This window comes from Rhizobium sp. FKL33 (genome assembly GCF_005222915.1).
GTDB lineage: Bacteria > Pseudomonadota > Alphaproteobacteria > Rhizobiales > Rhizobiaceae > Rhizobium_E.
The window spans coordinates 300,963-322,231 of record NZ_STFX01000031.1 but is presented as its reverse complement, the minus strand read 5'-3'; the positions used below and the strand labels follow the sequence as shown (position 1 = coordinate 322,231).

20 protein-coding genes are annotated in these 21,269 nt (G+C 63.1%); 5 read left to right on the top strand and 15 right to left on the bottom strand.

The window, feature by feature from the left end:
- Window positions 1-57 precede the first annotated feature (57 nt).
- From E8Q41_RS19695 to E8Q41_RS19675, 5 genes are all read right to left on the bottom strand, one after another.
- Window positions 58-1,392 (bottom strand): S41 family peptidase, encoded by a 1,335-nt coding sequence (locus tag E8Q41_RS19695; protein WP_137157255.1) that lies wholly within the window; start codon window positions 1,390-1,392, stop codon window positions 58-60.
- A complete protein-coding gene (locus tag E8Q41_RS19690; protein WP_137157254.1) occupies window positions 1,382-2,716 on the bottom strand; it encodes a murein hydrolase activator EnvC in 1,335 nt (444 codons plus the stop codon). The genes E8Q41_RS19695 and E8Q41_RS19690 overlap by 11 nt, the downstream gene beginning before the upstream one ends.
- 135 nt (window positions 2,717-2,851) lie before the next feature.
- Complete coding sequence (gene rlmH, locus E8Q41_RS19685; RefSeq protein WP_137157253.1) at window positions 2,852-3,334, bottom strand: 23S rRNA (pseudouridine(1915)-N(3))-methyltransferase RlmH; 483 nt, start codon at window positions 3,332-3,334, stop codon at window positions 2,852-2,854.
- A gap of 78 nt (window positions 3,335-3,412) precedes the next feature.
- Window positions 3,413-3,856: a ribosome silencing factor gene (gene rsfS, locus E8Q41_RS19680; RefSeq protein WP_137157252.1), complete on the bottom strand. Its 444-nt coding sequence runs from the start codon at window positions 3,854-3,856 to the stop codon at window positions 3,413-3,415.
- A 92-nt stretch (window positions 3,857-3,948) separates the two neighbouring features.
- The gene (locus E8Q41_RS19675) at window positions 3,949-5,163 is read right to left on the bottom strand and encodes a ubiquinone biosynthesis hydroxylase (protein ID WP_137157251.1); all 1,215 of its coding nucleotides are present in this window, start codon (window positions 5,161-5,163) and stop codon (window positions 3,949-3,951) included.
- Window positions 5,164-5,252: 89 nt separating this feature from the next.
- Between E8Q41_RS19675 and E8Q41_RS19670 the strand changes: the two genes are divergently transcribed.
- The 3 genes from E8Q41_RS19670 to E8Q41_RS19660 all read left to right on the top strand — a co-directional run bounded on the left by E8Q41_RS19670 (window position 5,253) and on the right by E8Q41_RS19660 (window position 8,173).
- Entirely contained in the window at window positions 5,253-6,137 is an 885-nt protein-coding gene (locus E8Q41_RS19670; protein ID WP_137157342.1) for an acyl-CoA thioesterase II, read from the top strand.
- A gap of 223 nt (window positions 6,138-6,360) precedes the next feature.
- Window positions 6,361-6,711, top strand: a complete 351-nt coding sequence (locus E8Q41_RS19665; RefSeq protein ID WP_170976542.1) for a P-II family nitrogen regulator — start codon at window positions 6,361-6,363, stop codon at window positions 6,709-6,711.
- 28 nt (window positions 6,712-6,739) lie between these two features.
- Complete coding sequence (locus E8Q41_RS19660) at window positions 6,740-8,173, top strand: ammonium transporter (protein WP_137157249.1); 1,434 nt, start codon at window positions 6,740-6,742, stop codon at window positions 8,171-8,173.
- 222 nt (window positions 8,174-8,395) lie between these two features.
- Here E8Q41_RS19660 and E8Q41_RS19655 read toward each other — a convergent pair whose 3' ends face one another.
- Complete coding sequence (locus E8Q41_RS19655; RefSeq protein WP_137157248.1) at window positions 8,396-9,748, bottom strand: alpha-glucosidase/alpha-galactosidase; 1,353 nt, start codon at window positions 9,746-9,748, stop codon at window positions 8,396-8,398.
- A 99-nt stretch (window positions 9,749-9,847) separates the two neighbouring features.
- Between E8Q41_RS19655 and E8Q41_RS19650 the strand changes: the two genes are divergently transcribed.
- Window positions 9,848-10,729 (top strand): AraC family transcriptional regulator, encoded by an 882-nt coding sequence (locus E8Q41_RS19650; RefSeq protein WP_137157247.1) that lies wholly within the window; start codon window positions 9,848-9,850, stop codon window positions 10,727-10,729.
- A 256-nt stretch (window positions 10,730-10,985) separates the two neighbouring features.
- A complete protein-coding gene (gene leuC, locus E8Q41_RS19645) occupies window positions 10,986-12,395 on the top strand; it encodes a 3-isopropylmalate dehydratase large subunit (RefSeq protein ID WP_137157246.1) in 1,410 nt (469 codons plus the stop codon).
- 77 nt (window positions 12,396-12,472) lie between these two features.
- On the opposite strand, the gene rfbA is transcribed toward leuC, so the two are convergent.
- The 9 genes from rfbA to E8Q41_RS19600 all read right to left on the bottom strand — a co-directional run bounded on the left by rfbA (window position 12,473) and on the right by E8Q41_RS19600 (window position 21,250).
- Window positions 12,473-13,342, bottom strand: coding sequence for a glucose-1-phosphate thymidylyltransferase RfbA (gene rfbA / locus E8Q41_RS19640; protein WP_137157245.1), 870 nt, complete (start codon window positions 13,340-13,342; stop codon window positions 12,473-12,475).
- A 106-nt stretch (window positions 13,343-13,448) separates the two neighbouring features.
- A complete protein-coding gene (gene rfbB / locus E8Q41_RS19635; RefSeq protein WP_137157244.1) occupies window positions 13,449-14,510 on the bottom strand; it encodes a dTDP-glucose 4,6-dehydratase in 1,062 nt (353 codons plus the stop codon).
- Window positions 14,510-15,088, bottom strand: coding sequence for a dTDP-4-dehydrorhamnose 3,5-epimerase (rfbC, locus tag E8Q41_RS19630; protein ID WP_137157243.1), 579 nt, complete (start codon window positions 15,086-15,088; stop codon window positions 14,510-14,512). Before rfbC ends, rfbB begins: the two co-directional genes overlap by 1 nt.
- Window positions 15,089-15,253: 165 nt before the next feature.
- A complete protein-coding gene (locus E8Q41_RS19625; RefSeq protein WP_137157242.1) occupies window positions 15,254-15,655 on the bottom strand; it encodes a F0F1 ATP synthase subunit epsilon in 402 nt (133 codons plus the stop codon).
- 57 nt (window positions 15,656-15,712) lie between these two features.
- Window positions 15,713-17,164, bottom strand: coding sequence for a F0F1 ATP synthase subunit beta (gene atpD, locus E8Q41_RS19620; protein ID WP_137157241.1), 1,452 nt, complete (start codon window positions 17,162-17,164; stop codon window positions 15,713-15,715).
- Window positions 17,165-17,188: 24 nt separating this feature from the next.
- Window positions 17,189-18,073, bottom strand: coding sequence for a F0F1 ATP synthase subunit gamma (locus tag E8Q41_RS19615; protein WP_137157240.1), 885 nt, complete (start codon window positions 18,071-18,073; stop codon window positions 17,189-17,191).
- Window positions 18,074-18,098: 25 nt separating this feature from the next.
- Complete coding sequence (gene atpA / locus E8Q41_RS19610) at window positions 18,099-19,628, bottom strand: F0F1 ATP synthase subunit alpha (protein WP_137157239.1); 1,530 nt, start codon at window positions 19,626-19,628, stop codon at window positions 18,099-18,101.
- Window positions 19,628-20,188, bottom strand: a complete 561-nt coding sequence (locus tag E8Q41_RS19605; protein WP_137157341.1) for a F0F1 ATP synthase subunit delta — start codon at window positions 20,186-20,188, stop codon at window positions 19,628-19,630. The genes atpA and E8Q41_RS19605 overlap by 1 nt, the downstream gene beginning before the upstream one ends.
- A gap of 264 nt (window positions 20,189-20,452) precedes the next feature.
- Window positions 20,453-21,250 (bottom strand): hypothetical protein, encoded by a 798-nt coding sequence (locus E8Q41_RS19600; RefSeq protein ID WP_137157238.1) that lies wholly within the window; start codon window positions 21,248-21,250, stop codon window positions 20,453-20,455.
- Window positions 21,251-21,269 lie beyond the last annotated feature (19 nt).

The following is a 21,269-nucleotide window of genomic DNA, read 5'->3' as shown; positions in this document are numbered from 1 at the left end:
CCGAGCCTGCCCCCGTTCAACAGAGAGGCGGCGGGATCATGTCCCGCCGCGTCCGTCTTACTTCTTCTGCTGTTCGGCCGCCACAGCCTTGGCCTGATCCGGCGGGAAGGCCGGATCGGTCTTCTTGCCGCGCAACAGGTCGAGCGCATAGTTGAGCTGCACGTCGTTCTTCGGATCCGGCGGCACATAGGCCGCCGAGCCGGAACCTTCCTCGGTCTCATCCTGACCCTTGATATGGCCCTTGAGCGCCGATTCGGCCGCCGTCTCGATCTTGCCCTGCAGTTCCGCCGGGATCGGCTCCTCGACCTTGATGTCGGGGGTGATGCCGATGCCCTGGATCGACTTGCCCGACGGCGTGTAATAGAGCGCCGTGGTCAGGCGCAGCGCGCCGTTGTCGCCGAGCGGAATGATGGTCTGCACCGATCCCTTGCCGAAGGAGCGCGTGCCGAGAACGGTGGCGCGCTTGAGATCCTGAAGCGCGCCCGAGACGATTTCGGACGCCGAGGCGGAGCCGCCATTGACCAGCACGATCACCGGCTTGCCGTTGACCAGATCGCCTTCGGTGGCGCTGAAGCGACGGGTCTCGCTTTCGATGCGGCCGCGGGTCGAAACGATCTCGCCCTTGTTGAGGAAGGCGTCGGACACGTTGATCGCCTGGTCGAGCAAACCGCCCGGGTTGAGGCGCAGGTCGAGCACATAGCCCTTGAGCTTGTCGTCCGGCACCTGGGCCTGGATCTTCTCGATGCCCTTCTTCAGGTCGTCATAGGTCTTCTCGGTGAAGGAGATGACGCGGAGATAACCGACATCGCCTTCGACGCGGGTCTTGACCGCCTGCACCGCGATGATGTCGCGCTTGATGGTGAGTTCGATCGGCTTGTCGGCGCCCTTGCGCAGGATGGTCAGCTTGATCGGCGCGCCGACCTCGCCGCGCATTTTGTCGACCGCGTCCTCGAGCTTCATGCCGCGCACATCCGTGCCGTCGATCTTGGAGATCAGGTCGCCCGCCAGGACGCCGGCCTTGGAGGCGGGCGTATCGTCGATCGGCGCAATGACCTTCACGAGTTCGTTGTCCATGGTGACTTCGATGCCGAGACCGCCGAATTCGCCGCGCGTCTGCGTGCGCATGTCGTCGGCGTCCTTGGCGTTCATATAGCTCGAATGCGGGTCGAGCGAGGTGAGCATGCCGCTGATGGCGGCTTCGATCAGCTTCTGCTCGTTGGGCGGCGTCACATATTGCGCGCGCACGCGTTCGAAGACTTCGCCGAACACGCTGAGTTCCCGATAGGTCGAGGAGCCGGCGGCCTGCGCCGGCAGGCCGGCGGAATAGACGGCCAGCGTGGCGGTGGAGCCCAGCAATGCGCCCAGCAGCACCAGTGAAGTCTTACGTATCATTTCGCGCCTTTCCAAGCTCTTTGACGGACCACCAGGGCCGCGAATCGACCGGTTTTCCGTCCTTTCGAAATTCTATGTACAGCGTCGGTCGATCCGTTTCCAGATTGAGACCGGTCGCGCTTGCTATTCTCTTTGCGCCCATCTGGCCGACCGGCTCGCCGGAGACGACGAACTGGCCCTGACGGACGGACACCTTATCCATGCCGGAAAGCAGTATATGGTAATTCTCTCCCGCATTCATAATCACCATTTCGCCATAACTGCGAAATGGCCCGGCGAACATCACCCAGCCATCGGCCGGCGCCGTCACCACCAGTCCCGGCCCGGCCGCGACCGTGAGGCCCTGGGCGGGATGGCCTGTGCCGTCGTCGTCGCCGACGCGGCGGATGATCTCTCCTGCAACCGGAAGCTCCAGTTTCGCCTTGAGGACGGAGAAGGGATATGCGGGGGCAATGCGGTTTTTGTCGGGCAATACGGCGCCCGCTTCCTCCTGCAACCGCGTCCGTTCCGCAGGCGTCAGCGCCGCCATGTTGCGATCGCTGGCGCGCGCGGCATCCGCCGCCTGCCGGGCCGACGAGATGGAGCGTTCAAGCGAGGCGATCAGGTTTTCCAGGCTGGTGGCCCGCGCGGCGAGCTGTTCGACCCGCTGGTTCTCGCGCTCCAGATCGCCCTTGTTCTTGGCCGAAAGCTTGGCGTTTTCCTCGAGCAGCGCATTCATCCGCTGTTCTTCCTCGATCGCCGAGGCCATGGTCGTCACATAGGTCTGCCGCTGCGCGGTCAGCGCGACGGAGAGATCGGTGAGACTCTTGAGATCGGCGGCGAGCCGATCGGTTTCATGCCGGACGCCGGGCACCACGGCCCCCAGCAGGATGGCGCTGCGCACGGAAGACAGCGCGTCGTCTGGCGAGACCAGAAGCGCCGGCGGCGGATTGCGGCCCATGCGCTGGAGCGCGGCCAGCACTTCGGCGAGCAGCCCGCGCCTGTCGTGCAGCGACGCCTTGACTTTGGCCAGCTTGGCTTCGAGATCGCGAAGCTTGGCCTCGTCTTCGAGCGTCTGCTTTTCGAGCGACTTGCGTTTCTCGGCCGACGCCACCAGCGCCTGGCGCAAACCCGCGCTGGTGCGCTCGATGCCGATCAGGCCGGCCTGAAGCGTTTTGGTGCGGTCGCGCGATTCGGCGAGGCTCTTGGCGAGTTCGCGCAATTCGCTCTCGGTGGCGTTGCGGCGGATGCGCAACAGACCCTCTTCATTGACGGCGGGGCCGGATTTGACGCTGTTTTCCTGGGGGACGGCCGGATCGGCAAACGCGAAAAGGCCCGCAGCCATGGCCGCGCGCAGGAACGCTCCTTGTTTCGATTGTCCGCCGATCCTCAACAAGCCACCGCCATTGCTCAATGGCCGGGACTCTAAGCTGATTTGCCGAAAGCGCAAATCGATTTGATCGTCGGGGACGTTCGGGCGTCAGACGCGATGATAGGGGTGGCCGGAGAGAATGGTGACGGCCCGGTAGAGCTGTTCGGCGAGCATCACCCGCACCATCTGATGCGGCCAGGTCATCTTGCCGAAGCACAGCATGTGGTCGGCGCGGCCGGCGAGCGCCGGATCGTGGCCGTCGGGACCGCCGATGGCGATGATGGTCTCGCGCCGTCCCTGGTCGCGCAGACCGCCGAGCAGATCGGCGAAAGCGACGCTGTCGAGCGCCTTGCCGCGTTCGTCGAGCAGAATCAGTTGCGCGCCATCGGCCAGGAGCTTGTCCAGGCTTGCGCCTTCCTCGCGCTTGCGCGTCTCCGCATTGCCGGCTCGGCTTTCATTGATTTCGGTGATTTTTCCCAATTCGAGGCCAGTCGAAGGGCCCGCCTTGGCGAAACGATCGAAGTAACGATCGGCCAACTCTCTTTCGGGTCCGGACTTCAACCTGCCGACCGCAAACACGGATATGCGCATGTCTTTCCAGACCAGATCTTTCACGCCGGAGAAGATCATTCTCCGCGGGTATTGGCCTGCTTTCTCTGCGAAAGCGGCTTAGTGCAGGGTTTCCTCGTCGAGATCCGGCGCGGCCCACATCTTTTCGATGTTGTAGAACTCGCGGATTTCGGGTCGGAACACATGCACGATGATGTCTCCGGCGTCGATCAGCACCCAGTCGCCGGTTTCCAGCCCTTCGACGCGGGTCGGACCGAAGCCGGCCGCCTTGATGTCGTCGATGAGATGATCGGCAATGGCTGTCACGTGACGGTTCGAGCGTCCGGACACGATCACCATGTGATCGCCCAGCGCGGATTTGCCCGTGATGTCGATGTGGGAGATGTTTTCAGCCTTCGAGTCCTCAAGGCTTTCGAGGACCGTTTCAAGAGCCTTGGCTGCGGCGTCGCTACCGCGTTCCATGCTCCGGGAGGGGGCGAAACGCGCCGCTCCTTTTGCGTGCACTGTCGTCAGAGGACTTCCTTTCTTTCTTAAACAGGACATGCACCGGTGCGAGCGCACCGATATTCAAAGATAGGCGCCAAAGGTTAAAAGTTTCAAGACAAGCCGGTTAACTATTTTCACTCGCGCTCACCTTACGGCAGCGCGCCGTCGAGCAGCTTGGGATTGGTGCGACCGGTCGTGCCCGCCGCCTGGCCAATGAAGAAATTCTTGAGCGACGGCAGGCGATCGACAAGACCGAGGCCGAAATCGCGGGCGATGCGGATCGGAGCGATATCGTTGGAGAACAGCCGGTTGAGCACATCGGTGGTCACGCCCATGCGGAACGTGTCGAAGCGACGCCAGGTCTCGTATCGTTCGAGAACGGCGAGCGAGCCGATGTCGAGGCCCAGCCGGTCGGCGTCGACGATGGTTTCGGCGAGTGCAGCGACATCCTTGAAACCGAGATTGAGGCCTTGGCCCGAAATCGGATGGATGCCATGGGCCGCATCGCCGGCAAGCGCGAAACGATCGGCGACGAAACCGCGCGCCAGCGTCAGTCCCAGCGGATAGGCGCGGCGCGGCGATACGACCTTGAGCGCGCCGAGCTTGTGGCCGAAACGCCGCTCGAGTTCTTCCTCGAACAGGAAATCATCGCCGCGCACCAGACGTTCGGCGTCCGCCGTTCTCTCCGTCCAGACCAGCGACGAGCGGTTGCCGGGCAAGGGCAGAATGGCGAAGGGACCGGCCGGCAGGAAATGCTCTTCCGCAACGCCGTCATGGGATCGCTCATGTTCGACCGTCACCACGATGCCGGACTGGCCGTAGTCGAAATGCACGGTCTTGATGCCGGCGGCGTCGCGCAATTTGGAGCGGACGCCGTCGCAGGCGATCAGGAGCCTGGCCTCGATCGTCTCGCCGGTCGAGAGTTTGGCGGCGATCCGGGCGGGATCGCGGGAAAAGCCGTCCACGGTCGCAGCCTGACGCAGTTCCACGCCCAGTTCGCCCGCAAGCCTGAGCAGCGGGCCGATCATGGCGGGGTTCGGGACCATATGGGCGAAGGGCTGGCCATCGGCCACCCTGCCGTCGAAGGTGAGAAACACAGGGCGGACGGGATCGGCGGTCTTGGAATCGGTGACGATCATGCGGTTGATCGGCTGGGCGTTCGGCAGGATCTCCTCCCAGACCCCGAGCGCGGACAGGAGCCGCGAGGCGGCTGCCGCGATCGCGGAAGCGCGACCGTCTTTTTCCCAGACGCCGGCGGGCGCCGCGTCGACCACGAGGATTCGCATATGCGGGGCGGCCTTCTTGATCGACACCGCCGTGGAGAGACCGACATAACCGCCGCCTGCGACCAGAATGTCATACATGGACCATGCTCCTTCTCGCGGCTTGCCCGCATTTCGGCGGGGAGTATAGAGGAATGAACGCGCTGATTAAACCATCGGAGAACGCCAAAATGCCGCGCCAGGGAAACAAGCTCACCGACATGGCCCAGCTTCTGGAAATCCTCGATCTCGAAAAGATCGAGGAAGGCAAATATCGCGGCGCGAGCCCCGATGTCGGTTGGCAGCGCGTGTTCGGCGGGCTGGTGATTTCGCAGGCGCTGGTCGCCGCCTGCCGCACCGCGCCCGAGGGCAGGCATGTCCACTCGCTGCATGCCTATTTCCTGCGTCCCGGCGATCCCTCCTTAGCGATCCTCTACGAGGTCGAGAATATGCGCGATGGCGGCAGTTTCTCGACCCGGCGGGTGATCGCCATCCAGCACGGCAAGCCGATCTTCGCGCTGTCGGCGTCCTTCCAGATCGACGAATCAGGCCTCACGCACCAGATCGACATGCCGGATGTGCCGGCGCCGGAGACGCTGCCGGACTCGCAGGCCCTTTACGAGACCTATCTCAAACACGCGCCCGACCATGTGCGCGCCTACTGGCTGCGCGAGCGCCCCGTCGAGGTTCGCCCGGTGTCGATGACGCATTACATCTCGCGCGACAGGCTGCCGCCGTCCCAGCATATCTGGATCAAGGGCAATGGCGCGCCGCCGGCCGACCGCGCATTGCGGGCGGCGGTGCTCGCCTATCTCTCGGATATGACGCTGCTCGACACATCGCTGTTCGCGCATGGCCAATCGGTGTTCGACCGCGACATCCAGGCCGCGAGCATCGACCATGCGATGTGGTTTCACGCCGAGGATCCGCTGGACGACTGGCTGCTCTACACCCAGGACAGTCCCTTCGCCGGCGGCGCGCGTGGGTTGAGTCGTGGGTCGATCTATAACCGTTCAGGACGCCTGATCGCCTCGACGGCCCAGGAGGGTCTGATTCGCAAACGAGCAAATGATTAAATTGAGTGCATTTTGCAATTTTTGCACTAATTTTAGGCGGCTAATTTCGGATTAACTGCCCTTTTTTTGATCCGACAACATTTATTTCATAGTTTTCAAAAGCTTACGCCCTCACCTCGAAACTGGCACGCGCCTTGTATTGGTAAGCACAGTCACGGGAGGGCATGAGACTTTTTCCCGAGATCACGGAGAGGCGGATCCCCGCCGGCATGTTCGTCAAAGGATGGGAAACCAGATGAAAATTGTGATGGCCATTATCAAGCCGTTCAAGCTCGATGAGGTGCGCGAAGCCCTCACGGCTGTCGGCATTCAGGGCCTGACCGTAACCGAAGTGAAGGGCTACGGGCGGCAGAAGGGACACACGGAAATCTATCGCGGCACCGAATACGCCGTCAGCTTCCTGCCGAAGCTGAAGATCGAACTCGCCGTTTCCGGCGAACTGGTCGACAAGGCGGTCGAAGCGATCGCCGGCGCCGCCAAGACCGGCCAGATCGGCGACGGCAAGATCTTCGTCTACTCGATTGACCATGCCGTGCGCATCCGCACCGGCGAAACCGACGCCGAAGCGCTCTGACGTCCGCTATCGTAGGGAGTTACACTTTATGTCCGCAACGAGACTTTCCACTCTTCTGAGCCGCGCGGCGCTTGCCGCCTCGGCCGCGATGGCTCCGGTCGTCGCTTTCGCCCAGGAGGCCGCGCCGGCCGCCGCTGCTGCTGCTCCTGTTCCCGATAAGGGCGACACGACCTGGATGCTCGTCTCCAGCGTGCTCGTGCTGCTGATGACCATCCCGGGCCTCGCCCTGTTCTACGGCGGCCTGGTTCGCGCCAAGAACATGCTCTCCGTGCTGATGCAGGTGACCGTGGTCGCCGCGACCGCCATGCTGGTCTGGGTGTTCTACGGCTACTCGCTCGCCTTCACCGATGGCGGCTCGCTCAACTCCTTCGTCGGCGGTTTCTCCAAGGCCTTCCTGATTGGCGTCGACCCGTCGACGGTCGTCGAGACCTTCTCGCGCGGCGTGGTCATTCCGGAATACGCCTTCCTGGCGTTCCAGATGACCTTCGCCGCCATCACCCCGGGCCTGATCGTCGGCGCTTTCGCCGAGCGCATCAAGTTCTCGGCCGTCATCCTCTTCACCATCCTGTGGCTGACCTTCGTCTACTTCCCGGTCGCGCATATGGTCTGGTGGTGGCCTGGTCCGGAATTCGCGTCCACGAATGCGGCTGATGCGACCGTTGCCGGCGCTGGCCTGATCTGGGCGTTCGGCGCGATCGACTTCGCCGGCGGCACCGTGGTTCACATCAATGCCGGTATCGCCGGTCTCGTCGGCGCCTATATGGTCGGCAAGCGCACCGGTTACGGCAAGGACATGATGGCTCCCCACTCCATGACCCTCACGCTGGTCGGCGCTGGCCTGCTGTGGGTCGGCTGGTTCGGCTTCAACGCCGGCTCCAACCTGGAAGCCAATGGTTACGCCGCACTGGCGATGATCAACACCTTCCTCGCCACGGCCGCTGCGCTGGTGTCCTGGTCCGTGGTCGAAAGCTTCGCTCGCGGCAAGGCGTCCATGCTCGGCGCAGTGTCGGGCGCTGTCGCCGGCCTCGTCGTCATCACCCCGGCTGCCGGCTTCGCCGGTCCGGTGGGCGCGATCGTCATGGGTCTGGTCGTGTCGCCGATCTGCTACTTCTTCGTCTCGACGGTGAAGAACAAGCTCGGTTACGACGACACCGCCGATGTGTTCGGCATCCACTGCGTCGGCGGCATTCTCGGCGCTTTGCTGACCGGCATCGTGGTCGATCCGGCCCTCGGCGGCGCCGGCATCGTCGACTACGTCGCCAACAGCTCGGTTTACCCCGGCTTGAGCACGCAGGTCTGGAGCCAGTTCAAGGGCGTGATCGTCACGCTGCTGTGGTCGGGCATCGTGTCTGCGATCCTCTTCAAGATCGTCGACCTGATCGTCGGCCTGCGCGTGCCGGTGGAAGCCGAACGCGAAGGTCTCGACCTCGCCTCGCATGGCGAAGCCGCTTACCACAACTAAGAATGCGCGTGGCGCCGGTTCTCCGGCGCCGCACCGCCCGGTCGGGGCTTCATCCTCCTTCCCGCCCCGACCGGCGCCATCCTCCCAGGCGGCCGCATGCGCATGCAGGACCGCTACCTTCCACCCGGGATCGTCACGCGTCCCGGGTTTTTTTCTTGTCTCGAGACATGAAAAAGCCGGCGGGGTGACCGCCGGCTCGAAACATTGGAAAGGCGGGCTGGATCAGCCGCGGGCCCAGGCCGGCAGCCATTCGCCATGGGCTTTCAGGAGATCCGAAGTCAGCGACCAGATCTGGTCGAGATCGAGTTCTGCGGCCGTATGCGGATCCATCATCGCGGCGTGATAGATATGTTCGCGATTTTCGGTCAAGAGCGCCTTCACCGTCAGCTCCTGCACATTGATATTGGTGCGGATGAGCGCGGTGAGCTGCGGCGGCAATTCGCCGATATAGGTCGGCTGGATGCCGTTGGCGTCGACCAGGCAGGGCACTTCCGCCGCGCAATTGGCCGGCAGCGAGGTGATGCAGCCATTGTTGCGGATATTGCCGTAGATCACCGAGGGCTGGCCGGTCCAGACCGAGTTGACAATCTCGGAGGCGTATTCATGGCTCTGCTTGATCTCGATGGTCGGCGAGTTCTTGAGCTCTTCGGCCTCGGTCTTCCAGCGCTCGATCTGCTCGACGCAGCGCTTGGGATATTCATCGAGCGGAATGCCGAACTTCTCGATCAGATCCTCGCGGCCCTCCTTGATGAAATAGGGGGTGTATTCGGCGAAGTGCTCCGAGCTCTCGGTGACGAAATAGCCGAGACGGGTGAGCATCTCGTAGCGCACCTTGTTCGGGCAGCGCGGGTTCCAATGGCTCGGCTTGGGGAAGCGTCCTTCGCGATAGCCCTTGAGCAGCTCCGGATAGAGGTTCTTGAACGAACCGTCCGGCTGGCGATGCTCGAAATTGAGATAGAAGGCCATATGATTGATGCCGGCGGCGCGGTAGCGGATCTCTTCGACCGGAATTTCGAGATCGCGCGCCAGTTCCCAGGCCGTGCCCTGAACGGAATGGCAGAGGCCGACCTGCTTGATCGTGGGGTACTTTTCCGCGATCGCCCAGGTGTTGATGGCCATCGGGTTGACATATTGCAACATGATGGCGTTCGGGCAGACCGCAAGCATGTCCTCGCAGATCGACCAGAGATGCGGCACGGTGCGCAGGCCACGCATGATGCCGCCGATGCCGAGAGTGTCTGCGATCGTCTGGCGCAGGCCATATTTCTTCGGCACGTCGAAATCGGTGACCGTGCAGGGCTCGAAGCCGCCGATCTGGAAGGCGACGACCACGAAATCCGCGCCGTCCAGCGCCTTCTTCTGATTGTCGTAGGTTTCGACCTTGGCGCTAGCTCCGAGCGTGGAGACCAGCTTACCCGCCACCACTTCGCTCTCGGCGAGGCGCTCGGGATTGATGTCCATCAGCGCCACGGTGGCGCCGGACAAAGCCGGCCGCTGCAGGATGTCGCCGATAATGTTCTTCATGAACACGGTGGAACCCGCGCCGATGAAGGTGATTTTTGGATTTCTCGTCATTTTGTGCTGTCTCCTTGGGAGGGATGCGCCGATTGCGCGCACCATAATCCTCGTCTAATCAGGAGGTAAGAGGATAGTTGTGCTGCAAAGGGTAATATCGTGCTCTCCGACCTCATCGCCGCAGGCCCCTATCTGCAAACGCCGCCCCGGGGCGGCGCGCCCTTCGTCATCTATCCGACCGGATGCGGTTATGAAAAAAGGCGCGGGCCCGACTATGACTGGGACGGCCGCAAGCGCGGCGCTGAGCCCTTCGCCATCTTTCAATATACGATGTCGGGCGCCGGGCGTCTCGCCTTCGGCCGCGACCGGCACGTGGTCGGAGCCGGACAAGCGATGCTCCTGATGGTTCCGGAAGATCATCGCTACTGGCTGGAAGACGGCGACGACTGGGAGTTTTTCTGGGTGTCGCTGCGCGGACCCGAGGCGTTGCGGCTGATGGAGCGGGCGCGGCTTGCTGGAGGGACTGCGCCCGCGATCCCAGCCGACGCGGCGGACAGGCTCGCAGGTCTCTGCCGCGACCTGATGCGGGAAGACCATGATCCCTATCGCGCCTCCAGCCTCGCTTACGCCTTTGCGCTCTGCGCGCTTCAGGCGGTCACGGCTCAGAACGGGGCCCAAGGGGATGCGCCGGAAGGCGTGGCGCGGGTGCTTGCTCATCTCGCGGCCCATCCCGGCAAGGCGATGAGCGTGACACGCATGGCCGAGCTCGCCGGTCTCAGCCGCGCGCATTTTTCCCGGCAATTCACGGCGGCGACGGGCGAGACCCCGGCGGATTATCTGTTGCAGGAGAATCTACGTTACGCCGCGCGGCTCCTGGCTGCGGAGCCCGCGCCCTCGATCCGGGACGTGGCGGCGCAAGCCGGCTTCGCCGACGCCAATTACTTTTCGAAAGCCTTTCGGCGCATCTTCGGCGTCACGCCGACCGACTTCAGGGCGTCCGGAATGCATCGCGACCCGGCGCGACCCTGGGGTCGAGGTTAGCGGCGGCGGCGACAAACCGCCCAAGGTCGGCCATTGCCGCCCGTTTAGAATGATGGTAAAGAAGCGCCATGAGCAAACGCGCGCCAAAGAGATATTTTTTCGTGCTGCAGGACCGCAAACGCCTGCCGCAGCGCTTCTTTGCCGCCCTTTCCGGCCGCGCCACCGCCCATCTCGGCTGATCCCGTCCGCTGGCCGCTTCTCGCGGATCAGCGTCTCGCGACGCCTTTTTCCTCTATAGTTCAGCACGGTGAAACCCATGAGCGCACCCCGCACACTCTATGACAAGATCTGGGACGACCACGTCGTCGATCAGCAGGCCGACGGCACCTGTCTCCTCTATATCGATCGCCACCTGGTTCACGAAGTGACCAGCCCACAGGCGTTCGAAGGCCTGCGCATGACCGGCCGCAAGGTCCGCGCGCCGGAGAAGACGCTCGCCGTCGTCGACCACAATGTGCCGACCTCGCCGGATCGCCATCTCGGCATCAAGAACGAGGAAAGCCGCATCCAGGTCGAGGCGCTCGCGCAGAACGCCGCCGATTTCGGCGTGGAATATTACTCGGCCAGCGACAAGCGCCAGGGCATCGTCCACATCGTCGGCCCCGAACAGGGCTTCACCCTGCCGGGCATGACCATCGTCTGCGGCGACAGCCACACCTCCACCCATGGCGCGTTCGGCGCTCTGGCGCATGGCATCGGCACGTCGGAAGTGGAACACGTTCTGGCCACTCAGACGCTGATCCAGAAGAAGGCCAAGAACATGCTTGTGCGCGTCGACGGCCAGCTGCCGCCGGGCGTCACCGCCAAGGACATCATCCTCGCCATCATCGGTGAAATCGGCACTGCCGGCGGCACCGGCCATGTCATCGAATTCGCCGGCGAAGCAATCCGCTCGCTGTCGATGGAAGGCCGCATGACCGTCTGCAACATGACGATCGAAGGCGGCGCCCGCGCCGGCCTCATCGCGCCGGATGAGAAGACTTTCGAATACATCAAGGACAAGCCGCGCGCGCCCAAGGGCAAGGCGCTTGAGATGGCGATCGACTACTGGAAGACGCTGCAATCCGACGAAGGCGCGCATTATGACCGCGTCGTCGTGCTCGACGCCGCCAATCTGCCGCCGATCGTCTCCTGGGGCTCCTCGCCCGAGGACGTGATCTCGGTGCAGGGCGTGGTTCCCAATCCCGACGACATCACCGATGAGAACAAGCGCACCTCCAAATGGCGCGCGCTGGACTATATGGGCCTGAAGCCGGGCACCAAGATCACCGACATCGCCATCGACCGCGTCTTCATAGGCTCCTGCACCAATGGCCGCATCGAAGACCTGCGCGAAGTCGCCAAGGTGGTCGAAGGCAAGACGGTGGCCTCCACCGTCTCCGCGATGATCGTCCCGGGCTCCGGCCTCGTCAAGGAGCAAGCGGAAGCAGAAGGTCTCGACAAGATCTTCAAGGCCGCCGGTTTCGACTGGCGCGAGCCGGGCTGCTCGATGTGCCTCGCCATGAATGACGACCGCCTGAAGCCGGGCGAGCGCTGCGCCTCGACCTCGAACCGCAATTTCGAGGGCCGTCAGGGCTTCAAGGGCCGCACGCATCTGGTGTCGCCGGCCATGGCCGCCGCCGCTGCGATCGCCGGCCACTTCGTCGACATCCGCGAATGGAACTGATGCGCTCCTGCTGAGCGGCAAAACGGATCGGGCGGCCCTGGGGCCGCCCGTTTCATTTGAGGGATCGTCTCCGTCCGTCAGCCCATCGTGGGCACGCGGCGGAGATACTGCCCGTAATTGCTTTTCCCCAGCGCTGACGCCAGCTTTTCCAGCTGTGCGGCGTCGATGAAGCCCATGCGATAGGCGACTTCTTCGGGGCAGGCGATCTTGAAGCCCTGGCGGCGTTCGAGGGTGGCGACGAATTCGGCAGCGTCGAGCAGGCTGTCGGGCGTGCCTGTGTCGAGCCAGGCGTAACCGCGGCCCATCAGTTCGACCGAGAGTTGACCGCGTTCGAGGTAAATGCGGTTGACGTCGGTGATTTCGAGCTCTCCGCGCGCCGAGGGCTTGAGATTGGCGGCGATGTCGACCACCTGCGCGTCGTAGAAATAGAGCCCCGTCACCGCCCAACTCGATTTCGGCGCCTTGGGCTTTTCCTCGATGCTGACAGCCTTCATCGTGCTGTCGAACTCGACCACGCCATAGCGTTCGGGATCGGTGACGTGATAGGCGAAGACCCGCGCGCCAGACGTGAGCGCGGCGCCATCTTGCAGAATGCCGGCCAGACCATGGCCGAAGAAGATGTTGTCGCCGAGGACGAGGGCGGAACTATCGCCGTTCACGAAGTCCGCGCCGATGATATAGGCCTGGGCCAGACCATCGGGGCTCGGCTGCACGGCGTAGGTTATCGAAATGCCCCACTGCCCGCCATCTCCGAGCAGGCGCTTGAAGGCCTCGTTGTCATGCGGCGTGGTGATGATCAGCACCTCGCGAATGCCGGCCAGCATCAGCGTGGTCAGGGGATAATAGATCATCGGCTTGTCATAGATCGGCATCAGCTGCTTGGAGACAGCCTGGGTGATCGGATAAAGCCGGGTGCCGGACCCGCCGGCGAGAATGATGCCCTTCATGACGATGCCTGATCCTGTTTTTTGGACAGACTTTCTATGGTACGGTTTGTCTGATCAAGCGCGGTTGCGACCTGCCCCTGTTTTCCGGTGACCAGAAGCCGCATGATCAGCCCTTCGCCTTGAGGACGCCGAGGCGCTCGCCGGAATAGACGCCGTCGCGCAAGGGCTTCCACCACCATTCGTTGGCGAGATACCAGGCGACGGTGGCGCGGATGCCGCTGTCGAAATTCTCCTGCGCCTTCCAGCCGAGTTCGGTCTCCAGCTTGGTCGCGTCGATGGCGTAGCGGGCGTCGTGGCCCGGTCGATCGGTGACGTAGCGGATGAGGTCGGCATGCGAGCCCGACGCCTTCGGCCGCATCTCGTCCATCAGCGCGCAGATGGCGCCAACCACATCGATATTGCGGCGCTCGTTGCGGCCGCCGACATTGTATTTCTCGCCGAGACGGCCGCGGGCGGCAATGAGGTCCAATGCCCGGGCGTGATCCTCGACATAGAGCCAGTCGCGGATATTCTCGCCCTTGCCATAGACCGGCAGGTCCTTGCCATGCAGGGCGTTGAGAATGACCAGCGGGATCAGCTTTTCCGGGAAATGGAAGGGACCGTAATTGTTGGAGCAGTTCGACACCACAACCGGCAGCCCATAAGTGCGATGCCAGGCGATGGCGAGATGATCCGACGCGGCCTTGGACGCCGAATAGGGCGAGGAGGGGTCGTAGGGCGTCACTTCCTCGAACAGTCCCTCCGCGCCGAGCGATCCATAGACTTCGTCGGTCGAGACATGCAGGAAGCGGAAGGCGTCCTTTTCCGCGCCGTCGAGTTCGGACCAATAGCGCCGCGCCGCTTCGAGCAGCTGGAACGTGCCCATGACATTGGTCTGCACGAAGTCGGCCGCGCCGGTGATCGAGCGGTCGACATGGCTCTCGGCGGCCAGATGCATGACGCGGTCGGGGCGGAAGCTGGAAAATGCCTCGGCCATCGCCGCGCCATCGCAGATATCGGCCTTGAGGAACCGATAGTTGGGTGAATTCTCGATCGACGTCAGCGACGCCAGATTGCCGGCATAGGTGAGCTTGTCGACATTCAACACCTCTGCGCCGACATCGCGCACGAGATGACGCACGAGCGCCGAGCCGATAAAGCCCGCGCCTCCGGTGACCAGAACACGCATCAGGCGGTTTCCTCTCTGCTGAAATGGAAGGACGGCGGCAGATCCGCGAGCCGGGGTTGTTTCCGATCCTTGTCGGACAGCACTGCATTCTTGAGCGCTGCCTCGGGCCAGGCGATGCCGATGTCGGGATCGTTCCACAACAGACCGCGATCATGGGCGGCGCTATAGGGCGCGGTGACCTTGTAATGGATGACGGTATCAGGCTCCAGCGTCGCAAAACCATGCGCAAAGCCGGCCGGAATCCACAATTGCTCGCCATTGTCCGCGCTCAGCGTCGCCCCCACCCATTGGCCATAGGTCGGCGAGCCCAGGCGGATATCGACCGCGACATCGAACAGGCTGCCGGCGATGCAGCGCACCAGCTTGCCCTGGGCGAAGGGATCGAGCTGGAAGTGCAGGCCCCGCACCGTGCCCGCCTCCGCCGACAGCGACTGATTGTCCTGCACGAAGTCGACATCGGCAACGTTTTCGCGGAACCAGCCGGCCTTGAACACCTCCGAGAAGTAGCCCCTGTTGTCGCCGAATTTCTGCGGAGTGATCTTGAACACCCCGTCCAATAAAAGACGCTCCGCTTGCAAGCCCGCCTCCAAATAGTGAAACGTCAGGCTATATGAGCCGATCTTGTTTTCAAGCTCGAGACTGCTTTTCACAATAGATCGCGCCGATCCCGCTGCGAAAACTCGCAGAAATGAAGAACCCGGCGATGGCGCCGGGTTCAGTGTCTTTCTCGGTGTTGTCTTCGCTCACGCCGCGACAGACGAGAGGCTGTCGAGATCGGCGATCAACTGCGAAATCCGCGTCCGCGCTTCATCGTCCGGAGCGCTGGCGAGATCCGCCTTTGCCAGATCGACGCGCTTGGCCAACTGATCCTTGCGGAATTCGCTGACCGGCAGAGCCGATTCGGCGAGCAGGGTGCAGCCGGACGGAACGATGTCGGCGAAGCCGCCAAACACCACGAATTTATGGGTCTGGCCGGAGGCTTCCTTGACGGTGACCACGCCGGGGCGAATCGTCGTCATGAAGGGCGCGTGATTGGCCATCACCGCCATTTCGCCTTCGGTCGCCGGCAGGACCACTTCGGTCGCGCTTGCCGACATGAGCAGGCGCTCCGGAGAGACAAGTTCGAAACTGAAGCTATCAGCCATGATCACTCACTCTTTCGTGTCGGAGACGGCGCGGCCGGAAGACCGCGCCAGAGGTTATCAGGCGGCTTCGGCAGCCAGCTTCTTGGCCTTTTCGACCGCTTCGTCCATCGAGCCGACCATGTAGAAGGCGGCTTCCGGCAGGTGGTCGTATTCGCCGTTGACCAGGCCCTTGAAGCCCTTGATCGTGTCTTCCAGCGAGACGAGCTTGCCCGGCGAACCGGTGAAGACTTCGGCGACGTGGAACGGCTGCGACAGGAAGCGCTCGATCTTGCGGGCGCGGGCGACCGTCAGCTTGTCGTCTTCAGACAGTTCGTCCATGCCGAGGATGGCGATGATGTCCTGGAGAGCCTTGTAGCGCTGCAGGGTCGACTGAACCTTACGAGCCACTTCGTAATGCTCTTCGCCGACGATCATCGGGTCAAGCATGCGCGAGGTGGAGTCGAGCGGGTCCACGGCCGGATAGATGCCCTTTTCGGCGATCGAACGGCTGAGAACGGTGGTCGCGTCGAGGTGGGCGAACGAGGTGGCCGGCGCGGGGTCGGTCAAGTCGTCGGCGGGAACGTAGATGGCCTGCACCGAGGTGATCGAACCCTTGGTGGTGGTGGTGATGCGTTCCTGCAGAGCGCCCATGTCGGTGGCGAGCGTCGGCTGATAACCCACGGCCGAAGGAATACGGCCGAGAAGCGCCGACACTTCCGAACCCGCCTGGGTGAAGCGGAAAATGTTGTCCACGAAGAACAGCACGTCCTGGCCCTTGTCGCGGAAGTCTTCCGCGATGGTCAGGCCGGTCAGAGCGACGCGGGCGCGGGCGCCCGGCGGCTCGTTCATCTGGCCGTAGACGAGCGCGCACTTGGAGCCGGCAGCGGAGCCGCCATGCTCGCGCGGGTCGACGTTAACCTTGGACTCGATCATTTCGTGATAGAGGTCGTTGCCTTCGCGGGTGCGCTCGCCGACGCCGGCGAACACGGAGTAGCCGCCATGGGCCTTCGCGACGTTGTTGATCAGTTCCATGATCAGAACGGTCTTGCCGACGCCAGCGCCGCCGAACAGGCCGATCTTGCCGCCCTTGGCGTAAGGCGCCAGGAGGTCGACGACCTTGATGCCGGTGACGAGGATCTGGGCTTCCGTCGACTGCTCGACATATTCCGGAGCGGCCTGGTGGATGGCGCGGCGGGCTTCGGTCGGAACCGGGCCGAGTTCGTCGACCGGCTCGCCGATGACGTTAAGAATGCGGCCGAGCGTTTCGTCGCCGACCGGCACCGAGATCGGCGCGCCGGTGTCGGACACCGGCTGGCCGCGAACGAGGCCTTCGGTGGAGTCCATGGCGATGGTGCGGACGGTGTTTTCGCCGAGATGCTGCGCCACTTCGAGAACGAGGCGGTTGCCGCCGTTGTCGGTTTCGAGCGCGTTCAGGATCGGCGGCAGAGCGCCTTCGAACGAGACGTCAACGACGGCGCCGATGACCTGGGTCACCTTGCCGGCGGCGGACTGGGTAGCTGCCGTAGCCATATTCATACCCTCTTTTCTTGTAGATCAGAGCGCTTCCGCGCCTGCGATGATTTCGATCAGTTCGGTGGTGATTTTCGCCTGACGCTGGCGGTTGTAGCTGAGCGTCAGTTTGTTGATCATCTCACCGGCGTTGCGCGTGGCGTTGTCCATGGCGCTCATCTTGGCGCCCATTTCGCCGGCGACATTCTCGAGCAGAGCCCGGAAGATCTGCACGGTGATGTTGCGCGGGATGAGGTCGCCGAGGATCGCGCCTGCGTCCGGCTCGTAATCGTAGACTGCCGACGCCGAGCTCGCCGCGCTGTCAGCCACGACCGGCGCGACGGCCGGGATGAGCTGCAGAGCGGTCGGGATCTGCGAGATCACCGACTTGAACTCGGAATAGAACAGCGTGCAGACGTCGAATTCGCCCTTGTCGAACAGGCCGATCACCTTGCGGCTGATGGCCTCGGCGTTCTCGTAGCCGACCTTCTTGACGTCGCGAAGTTCGACGCGGTCGATGATCAGGCTCGCGAATTCGCGGCGCAGGATGTCATTGCCCTTCTTGCCGACGGTCACGATCTTCACCGTCTTGCCTTCGTTCAAAAGGCGGCGGGCGTGATCGCGCGCAAAACGCGCGATCTGCGAATTGAAGCCGCCGCACAGGCCGCGTTCGGCGGTGCAGACGACGAGAAGGTGAGTCTTGTCAGACCCGGTGCCCGTCATCAGGCGCGGCGCGTCGGCGTCCCCGCCCACTGCAGTCACGATGTTCGCCATGACGGCGCCCATGCGCTGCGAGTAGGGCCGAGCGGCCTCGGCCGCTTCCTGGGCGCGCCGAAGCTTCGCCGCGGCGACCATTTTCATCGCCTTGGTGATCTTCTGCGTCGCTTTAACGGAAGCGATCCGGTTTTTCAGGTCCTTGAGGGAAGCCATTGGTTCTCCGTCCCAGCTTGTCCGATCAGGCGAACGTCTTGGAGAAGCTGTCGAGAGCGGCCTTCAGCTTGCCCTTGGTGTCGTCGGTGATCTGCTTGTCGGTGCGGATCGCGTCGAGGATCGCCTTGCCTTCGGTGCGGAGGTAGCCGAGCAGACCCTGCTCGAACTTGCCGACCTGAGCCACGGTGAGCTTGTCGAGGTAACCGTTGACGCCGGCGAAGATCACCGCGACCTGCTCTTCCGTCTTGAGCGGCGAGAACTGCGGCTGCTTGAGCAGCTCCGTCAGGCGGGCGCCGCGGTTGAGCAGGCGCTGCGTGGCGGCGTCGAGGTCCGAACCGAACTGTGCGAAGGCGGCCATTTCGCGATACTGGGCGAGTTCGCCCTTGATCGAGCCGGCAACCTGCTTCATCGCCTTGATCTGGGCCGAGGAACCGACGCGCGACACCGACAGGCCGACGTTCACGGCCGGACGGATGCCCTGATAGAACAGGTCGGTTTCGAGGAAGATCTGGCCGTCGGTGATCGAGATCACGTTGGTCGGAATGAAGGCAGACACGTCGTTGCCCTGGGTTTCGATGACCGGCAGAGCGGTCAGCGAGCCGGCACCGCGCTCGTCGGAGAGCTTGGCGGCGCGCTCGAGCAGGCGCGAATGCAGGTAGAAAACGTCGCCCGGATAGGCTTCGCGGCCCGGCGGGCGGCGCAGCAAGAGCGACATCTGGCGATAGGACACGGCCTGCTTGGACAGGTCGTCATAAGCGATCAGGGCGTGCTGGCCGTTGTCGCGGAAGTATTCGCCCATGGCGCAGCCCGCGAACGGAGCGAGATACTGCATCGGGGCCGGATCGGAGGCGGTCGCCGCGATCACGATCGAATATTTCAGAGCGCCGCGCTCTTCGAGGACCTTCACGAACTGGGCGACGGTCGAACGCTTCTGGCCGACTGCGACGTAGACGCAGAACAGCTTGTCGTTGTCCGGGCCGTTGTCGTGGATCGGCTTCTGGTTCAGGAAGGTGTCGAGAATGATGGCGGTCTTGCCAGTCTGGCGGTCGCCGATCACGAGTTCGCGCTGGCCGCGACCGACCGGGATGAGCGCGTCGATGGCCTTGAGGCCGGTCGACATCGGCTCATGCACCGACTTGCGCGGAATGATGCCCGGAGCCTTGATGTCGACGCGCGAACGGCGCGACGCATTGATCGGGCCCTTGCCGTCGATCGGGTTGCCGAGCGCGTCTACGACGCGGCCGAGTAGTTCCGGACCGACCGGCACGTCGACGATGGCGCCGGTGCGCTTGACGGTGTCGCCTTCCTTGATGTCACGGTCGGAGCCGAAGATAACCACGCCGACATTGTCGGATTCGAGGTTGAGGGCCATACCGCGAATTCCACCGGGGAATTCGACCATTTCGCCGGCCTGAACATTGTCCAGACCATAAACGCGGGCGATGCCGTCACCGACGGACAGCACCTGACCCACTTCGGAGACTTCAGCCTCCTTGCCGAAATTCTTGATCTGGTCCTTGAGAATTGCGGAAATTTCCGCGGCGCGGATATCCATCAGCCAACCTCTTTCAGTGAAAGCTTAAGGGTAGAAAGTTTGGTGCGAAGCGAGGTGTCGATCTGACGCGAACCAAGCTTGACGATCAGGCCGCCAAGAAGAGAGGGGTCCACGGCAATGTTGATCGCCACGTCTTTTCCGGTGACGCTCTTCAACGCCGCCTTCAATTCCTGTTCCTGCTCCTGAGACAGAGCATGGGCCGACGTCACGTCGGCGGTCACCTCGCCGCGATGGCGGGCGTAAATGGCGCGATAGGCGCGGATCATGCCGGGCACCGCGAACAGGCGCCGATTGGACGCCGCAACCTTGATCAGGTTGGCCGCGAGGCCGCCGATGCCGGCCTTGTCGAGGATGGCGGAGATTGCCCGCACCTGCTCGTCGGCCCCGAACACCGGGCTCGTCACGAGACGGCGGAGATCTTCCGACTCATCCAGAAGCGCCTGGAAACGATCCAGCGCAGCGGAAACATCGCCCGCCGCATTCTGTTCCAGCGCCAGTTCGAAGAGGGACGAGGCATAACGTTCTGCCACGCCAGAAACGATTTGCGATGACTCTGCCACGCGCTGAGTTTCCCTATTTCCTCTCAGGATCCCGGACACGGCGCACCGAATCCAAGACCCTGAAAATGTTGCATTATTTTCGGAATTTCCCTGGGCGTGCGAGCCCAACTCCCCAAAAACTCGCAAGCCATCTAGCATAGCTCCACAGGACTCGCAACACAGGATGTTGCGGGCAATCGCGGCAGAATCGCATTTATTTGCCAAATTGCGGAGCGTTTGGCGTCGGGGTTGGAATTTTTTTCCCTTTCAAGGCCCGGACCGGCCTCAAATCATTCCCGCGAAGCCGGAGGCGAATGCGGCGGCCTCCAAGAGAGAAAAAGTCAGGAATATCAATGAATACAGATAGTTACCTCTGTTTATCGCCAATGCGGCGACCCTTCCGACCAGAGAGAGGCCGAGCGCCGCGACCATTCCCATGGCGAGAAACAGCTGGGCGACGTAAAGGCTTTCCGTCAATCCTGCGACATAGATGCCCAGAAGCCCGATTGCGAGAATAACACCGCCCGCGGAGCGGATCGGACCATGACCGGCCTCTCTGAGGAAAGCGAGACCGGCTATGTGCGCGCTCACCCTGGGCATGAACATGATGACGAGACCGACGCCGGCCATGCCCGCATAGGCATAGGCGGAGAGTTGCGCCAGAAACTCGGTCGGCCACAGAAAGGCTCCGGCCTCCGCGAAGGCTTCCGGAAGCCGCGTCGCCAAGGCTCCGGCCATCAGAGCCTGCACAATGAGCATGACGATATTCACCAGACCCACAGCCTGATCGGACATCAGCGACAGGAGCCTGCCGAAGGCGCCGAGGCCGAGGGCCAGTCCCAGCGCGGCATAAAGAACCGGCTGATCGAGCAGGAGGGTGGCGATGGCGAAACCGGCGAGGAAGCCGCCAGCCGGACGCAATTCGCCGATCGCGCCGTTGCGCGCCGATTGCAGACCGGTGAGACGGCCCATGCTCTGGGGAATGCAGAGATAGAGCAGCCCGAACACGACCGCGAGCGCGGCGGACACGAAAGCCGCCTGCCCGATGGGGGTCGCGGGAAATTCGGGAAGGGAGAATTCCATTTACGCCTCTCTGCTGCTT